This is a genomic window from Pseudomonas sp. MWU318, from assembly GCF_016756945.1.
In the GTDB taxonomy this organism is placed as follows: domain Bacteria; phylum Pseudomonadota; class Gammaproteobacteria; order Pseudomonadales; family Pseudomonadaceae; genus Aquipseudomonas; species Aquipseudomonas putida_A.
In genome coordinates this window covers 1-5,893 of sequence record NZ_JAESJL010000021.1, presented here as the reverse complement: position 1 = coordinate 5,893, position 5,893 = coordinate 1, and the positions used below count along the sequence as shown (strand labels likewise).

Annotated in this window: 4 protein-coding genes; 1 reads left to right on the top strand and 3 read right to left on the bottom strand. The window is 59.5% G+C overall.

Translation table 11 applies throughout. The features are described 5' to 3' along the window. Positions 1-819: 819 nt before the first annotated feature. The 3 genes from JN524_RS27105 to JN524_RS27095 all read right to left on the bottom strand — a co-directional run bounded on the left by JN524_RS27105 (position 820) and on the right by JN524_RS27095 (position 3,949). A complete protein-coding gene (locus tag JN524_RS27105; RefSeq protein ID WP_202371308.1) occupies positions 820-2,478 on the bottom strand; it encodes a cation acetate symporter in 1,659 nt (552 codons plus the stop codon). Then, on the bottom strand, positions 2,475-2,786 hold the full coding sequence (locus tag JN524_RS27100) for a DUF485 domain-containing protein (protein ID WP_027613950.1): 312 nt from the start codon (positions 2,784-2,786) through the stop codon (positions 2,475-2,477). Before JN524_RS27100 ends, JN524_RS27105 begins: the two co-directional genes overlap by 4 nt. 311 nt (positions 2,787-3,097) lie before the next feature. Continuing rightward, positions 3,098-3,949, bottom strand: coding sequence for a glycine betaine ABC transporter substrate-binding protein (locus JN524_RS27095; protein WP_098967873.1), 852 nt, complete (start codon positions 3,947-3,949; stop codon positions 3,098-3,100). A 288-nt stretch (positions 3,950-4,237) separates the two neighbouring features. Here JN524_RS27095 and JN524_RS27090 point away from each other — a divergent pair, with 288 nt between their 5' ends. Then, positions 4,238-5,833 carry a glycoside hydrolase family 17 protein gene (locus JN524_RS27090; RefSeq protein WP_202371307.1) on the top strand — a complete coding sequence of 532 codons (1,596 nt, stop codon included), beginning with the start codon at positions 4,238-4,240 and terminating at the stop codon, positions 5,831-5,833. The last annotated feature ends 60 nt before the right edge of the window (positions 5,834-5,893 follow it).

Sequence of the window (5,893 nt, the reverse complement as noted above, 5' to 3'; positions counted from 1 at the left end):
CCCCGGCGTACGGCACTTCGCTGAGGCTCAGTGTTCCCTCGCTACGGTGCCCATCAGGGGGCATCGCCTACGGTTTGCTTCGCTGCACCTCCTCTCGATGTATGCGGCTTCGCCGCATGGCGCTGCGCGCCTAACCCCCTGATGGACACCTACGCTCGGCCTGCCGAAGGGGCTGAAGATCAAAAGCCAAAGCCAGATCAAAAACCAGATCAAGAGCCCCTCACCCTAGCCCTCTCCCAGAGGGAGAGGGGACTGATCGCGGTGTTTGGGAGAGTTACGCCGACGTGAAACACCCAGTCGAACTCAGGTTCTGAAAGGCTCAAAAATCGGCACCCTCTCCCTCGGGAGAGGGCTGGGGTGAGGGGTAGATCCAACACAGAACACAAGCCGACCGCATGCTTTTCCACCACTCAACAGGATGAGCGCAAGCTCGGCTGCAGCTTTTGATCTTGATCCACGGGCGACGTCGGAAGGCTGAGTGGAGGGATTGATTCGGGGGTGGGAGCGCAGCGACCGTTTGGCAAAGCCAAACACAGCGAGAGGAGGTGCAGCGAAGCAAACCGGAGGCGCTGCGCCCGGATCGATCCCGCAGCGAAGGAACCCCGAGCCTTAGCGAGCGGGCCGAACGTAGGAGCAAGCGTTTTTTTGCTTACTTTTTTTAGGCGTTTGTAAAAAAAGTGAGTCGCCGTGAGGGCGAAACCCTAAGCAGCCGTTACCGCAGCAAAGGATATGTACCCAATTCCAGTCCGATAACCGCCCACAAAAAAAATGCCCCGATCTCTCAACCAGGGCATTTCACTCAAACCACGTAACCAGAACTTAGTGCGAAACCGCCCCGCTCGCTCCAAGGCCAGTCTGCGAACGCACAAACTGCGGGAAGAACAGCGCCCGCTCGTTCTCGGCTGCTGCGGACTTGTCGGTAATCGAGAAGAACCAGATCCCGATGAACGCGATCACCATCGAGAACAACGCCGGATACTCGTACGGGAAGATCGCCTTCTCATGATGCAGAATCTGCACCCAGATGGTCGGGCCAAGGATCATCAGCCCCACCGCACTCACCAGCCCCAGCCAGCCACCGACCATCGCACCGCGGGTGGTCAGCTTCTTCCAGTACATCGAAAGCAACAGCACCGGGAAGTTGCAGCTCGCCGCGATGGAGAACGCCAGGCCGACCATGAACGCGATGTTCTGGCTCTCGAACAGGATGCCCAGACCGATCGCCAGCACGCCCAGGGCGATGGTGGTGATCTTCGACACGCGAATCTCATCCTTGTCGTTGGCCTTGCCCTTCTTGATCACGCTGGCATACAGGTCGTGCGACACCGCCGAAGCACCGGCCAGGGTCAGACCGGCCACCACCGCCAGAATGGTCGCGAACGCCACCGCCGAGATGAAGCCGAGGAAGATGCTGCCACCCACCGCGTCAGCCAGGTGCACCGCCGCCATGTTGTTGCCGCCGAGCAGAGCGCCCGCCGCATCCTTGAAGGCCGGGTTGGTGCTGACCAGCAGGATCGCGCCGAAGCCGATGATGAAGGTCAGAATGTAGAAGTAACCAATGAAGCCGGTTGCGTACAGCACACTCTTGCGCGCTTCTTTCGCATCACTCACGGTGAAGAAGCGCATCAGGATGTGTGGCAGGCCGGCAGTACCGAACATCAGGGCCAGGCCGAGGGAGAACGCCGAAATCGGATCTTTCACCAAACCGCCCGGGCTCATGATCGCCTCACCTTTCGGGTGAACCTTGATCGCCTCGGAGAACAGCATGTTGAAGTCGAAGTTGACGTGCTTCATCACCATCAGCGCCATGAACGAGGCACCGGACAGCAACAGCACCGCCTTGATGATCTGCACCCAGGTGGTCGCCAGCATGCCGCCGAACAGCACGTACATGCACATCAGGATACCGACCAGAATTACCGCGACGTAGTAGTCGAGACCGAACAGCAACTGGATCAGCTTGCCGGCACCGACCATTTGCGCGATCAGGTAGAACGCCACCACCACCAGCGAACCGCAGGCAGACAGGGTGCGGATCTGGGTTTGCCCGAGGCGGTAGGACGCCACGTCGGCAAAGGTGTATTTACCCAGGTTACGCAAGCGCTCGGCGATCAGGAACAGAATGATCGGCCAGCCCACCAGGAAGCCGATCGAATAGATCAGGCCGTCGTAGCCGGAGGTGAACACCAGCGCGGAAATCCCCAGGAAGGACGCCGCTGACATGTAGTCACCGGCAATCGCCAGACCGTTCTGGAAACCGGTGATCTTGCCGCCCGCTGCGTAGTAGTCTGCGGCCGACTTGTTGCGTTTCGAGGCCCAGTAGGTGATGCACAGGGTGGCACCGACGAACACCACGAACATGGCGATCGCGGAAACGTTGAGCGGTTGTTTGTGGACTTCGCCGGTCAAGGCGTCAGCGGCCCAGACGGCTGGCGCGAACGCTGCGATGATCAAAAGAGCCAGTAGACGCCGGATCATTGCTGAGCCTCCTTGAGAATCGCATTGTTCAGGTCGTCAAACTCGCCGTTGGCGCGCCGTACATAGATCGCAGTCAGGATGAAGGCCGAGACAATCAGGCCGACACCAATCGGAATGCCCCAGGTAATCGACGACCCGGGACTGAGTTTCGCCCCGAGCACTTGCGGCCCGTATGCGATCAGCAAGATGAATCCGGAGTACAGCCCGAGCATGATCGCCGAGAGTATCCAGGCGAATTTTTCTCTTTTTCGCACCAGCTCCTTGAAGCGCGGGCTGTTTTGAATCGAGAGGTAAATGCTGTCGTTCATTGTTTTTATCCTCGCAGCACAGATTATTGTTGGAACGTATCCACTGTATGCGGCTGCGGAACGGGTTCCAGACGACCTTAGTATTAGAACGACATGACGTTTTCGCCAATTTTCGGACGCTAATTAGCCGAAAGAATTGGAAAGAGGCTTTGAAACAGCCGTAAACCCTGCAAGACGGGACTTGTCGCTGGAAACAAATGTGGGAGCGAGCTTGCTCGCGAAGGCGTCGTGTCAGCCAACATTTCTGTCAACTGTTACACCGCTTTCGCGAGCAAGCTCGCTCCCACAGGGGTCAGGCGTTGTTGGTACTTTTATTTGGTCCAGTCAGCCACGCGATCCGGGTGCTTGGCGACCCAATCCTTGGCCGCCGCTTCAGGCTTGGCGCCGTCCTGGATGGCCAGCATGACTTCGCCGATCTCGTCTTTCGACGCCCACTGGAAGTTTTTCAAGAACTTGGCGACTTCCGGAGCCTTGGTCGCGAGCTCTTTGCTGCCGATGCTGTTCACGGTTTCAGCCGCGCCATACACGCCTTTCGGGTCGTCGAGGAAGCGCAGTTTCCACTTGGCGAACATCCAGTGCGGCACCCAACCGGTGACGGCAATCGATTCGTTCTTCTTCTCGGCACGGGTCAGCTCGGCAATCATGCCGGCGCCGGAACTGGCCTTGAGGGTGTATTTGTCCAGGCCGTAATCCTTGATCGCCTGATCGGTTTTGAGCATCACGCCTGAACCGGCGTCGATGCCGACGATACGGTTCTTGAAGGTGTCATCGGTCTTGAGGTCTTCGATCGATTTCGCCTTGACGTACTCCGGCACGATCAGGCCGATTTTCGCGTCCTTGAAGTTCGGGCCGTAATCGACGACCAGATCCTTGTTCTTCGTCCAGTACTCGCCATGGGTCACCGGCAGCCATGCCGAGAGCATCGCGTCGAGTTTGCCGGTGGCCACGCCCTGCCACATGATCCCGGTGGCGACGGCTTGCAGCTTCACGTCGTAACCGAGTTTCTGCTTGATCACCTCGGCCGCCACGTGGGTGGTCGCGACGCTGTCGGACCAGCCGTCAACGTAACCGATGTTCAGGGTCTGTTTTTCAGCGCTGGCGAATGTGGAACTCATCGCAAGTACCAGAGCGGCACCTGCGCCTAAAAGTCGTCGCATCTTCATCGTTTACTTCCCCGAAATGCTGCGCCCGACGGATGCCGGGCATCGTCAACGTATTGTTATGGTGCACAGCGCCCCCATCACGCCTGACCGCAAACTCGCTCGAATGCCAGTGGAGTACTGACGCTTTCGATCATCGGCCTGACGCCCGTAGCGACCTGCTCTGTCAGCGACCTCAATACAGCGAGAAACGACATCAGAAGGCCATTAATCGCCTCTGAATAATTGGCGCCAGACAATCCGCCCGAACTTTGCATGTGCAAATCATGCAGGCCACCAACCCGCGGATAAATGCAGGTAACATGCGTCGCTTTGCAGCCACTCGGCCTGACCATGTCCGCGACTTCCCGCTTCCCGTTTGTTCCTTATCTCTTCGCCTGCCTGCTCGGCCTTTTTGCCCTTGGCGGCTTCTGGTACGGCCTCGGCAAACCGGTGATCCTGCCGGACGCCGCGACCCCGACGCACAAGTTGCAATGCGCCTCCTACACGCCATTCGACAAGGACCAGTCGCCGTTCGACGTGCCGTTCAAGCTGCGCCCGGAGCGCATGGACGCCGACCTCGCCCTGCTGGCGACGCGCTTCGAATGCATCCGCACCTACTCGATGACCGGCCTCGAAGCCCTGCCGCAACTGGCGCGCAAGCACGGTCTGAAGTTGATGATCGGCGCCTGGGTCAACAGCAACCCGGTGGACACCGAGAAAGAAGTCGACCTGCTGATTGCTTCGGCCAACGCCAACCCGGATGTGGTCAGCGCGGTGATCGTCGGCAACGAAGCGTTGCTGCGCAAGGAAGTCACCGGCGCGCAACTGGCGAAGCTGATCAACAAGGTCAAAAGCCAGGTCAAGCAACCGGTCACTTATGCCGATGTCTGGGAGTTCTGGCTCAAGCACCCGGAAGTCGCGCCGGCGGTGGATTTCTTGACCATTCACTTGCTGCCGTATTGGGAAGATGATCCGTCGAACATTGACGTCGCTCTGCAACATGTGGCGGATGTGCGTCAGGTGTTCGGCAACAAATTCGCGCCCAAAGACGTGATGATCGGCGAGACCGGCTGGCCCAGCGAAGGCCGCCAGCGTGAGACCGCCCTACCGAGCCGGGTCAACGAGGCCAGGTTCATTCGCGGTTTTGTCGCGATGGCCGAGAAGGAAGGCTGGCATTACAACCTGATCGAAGCGTTCGACCAGCCATGGAAACGGGGCAGCGAAGGTGCGGTCGGCGGTTACTGGGGCCTGTTCGACGCCGATCGCCAGGACAAGGGCGTGCTCGCCGGGCCAGTGACCAATGTGCCGTACTGGAAGGAATGGCTGGGCGTCGGTGGGCTGATTTTCCTCGGCACGCTGCTACTCGGCGGCCGGGTTCGCACCACGCAATCGGCGTTGGTTCTGCCCCTGCTTGCGGCAGTTGCAGCCTGCTCGATCGGCGCCTGGGGCGATCTGGCGCGAGTGACCACGCGGTTTGCCAGCGAATGGCTGTGGGTCGGCTTGCTGACGGCGCTGAATCTGTTGGTGCTGGCGCATGCCGCGCTGACCTTGAGCAACCGTCAGGGTTGGCGTGAACGCGCGTTCAATTTGCTGGAACGCCGCGCTGGCTGGCTGGTTGCGGCAGCAGGTTTTGCAGCGGCGGTGATGATGCTGGAGATGGTCTTCGACGCACGCTATCGCAGTTTTGCCAGCATGGCATTCATCCTGCCGGCGCTGGTGTATGTGTGCCGTCCGGTCAGCGTGCCACGCCGGGAAATCGCCCTGCTGACCTTTATCATCGGCGCCGGCATTGCGCCGCAGTTGTATGAGGAAGGATTGTTGAATCAGCAGGCGTGGGGCTGGGCGCTGGTCAGCGGGTTGATGGTGGCGGCGTTGTGGCGCTGCCTGCGGGTTCGCAATCGTTGATTGAACAGCAAGATCAAAAGATCGCAGCCTTCGGCAGCTCCTACAGGGTTACACCGGCCA

Bases quoted from the DNA above. Each gene is read 5' to 3' on its own strand.
- JN524_RS27105 (WP_202371308.1), bottom strand. From the start codon at position 2,478: ATGATCCGGCGTCTACTGGCTCTTTTGATCATCGCAGCGTTCGCGCCA.
- JN524_RS27090 (WP_202371307.1), top strand. From the start codon at position 4,238: ATGCAGGTAACATGCGTCGCTTTGCAGCCACTCGGCCTGACCATGTCC.
- JN524_RS27100 (WP_027613950.1), bottom strand. From the start codon at position 2,786: ATGAACGACAGCATTTACCTCTCGATTCAAAACAGCCCGCGCTTCAAG.
- JN524_RS27095 (WP_098967873.1), bottom strand. From the start codon at position 3,949: ATGAAGATGCGACGACTTTTAGGCGCAGGTGCCGCTCTGGTACTTGCG.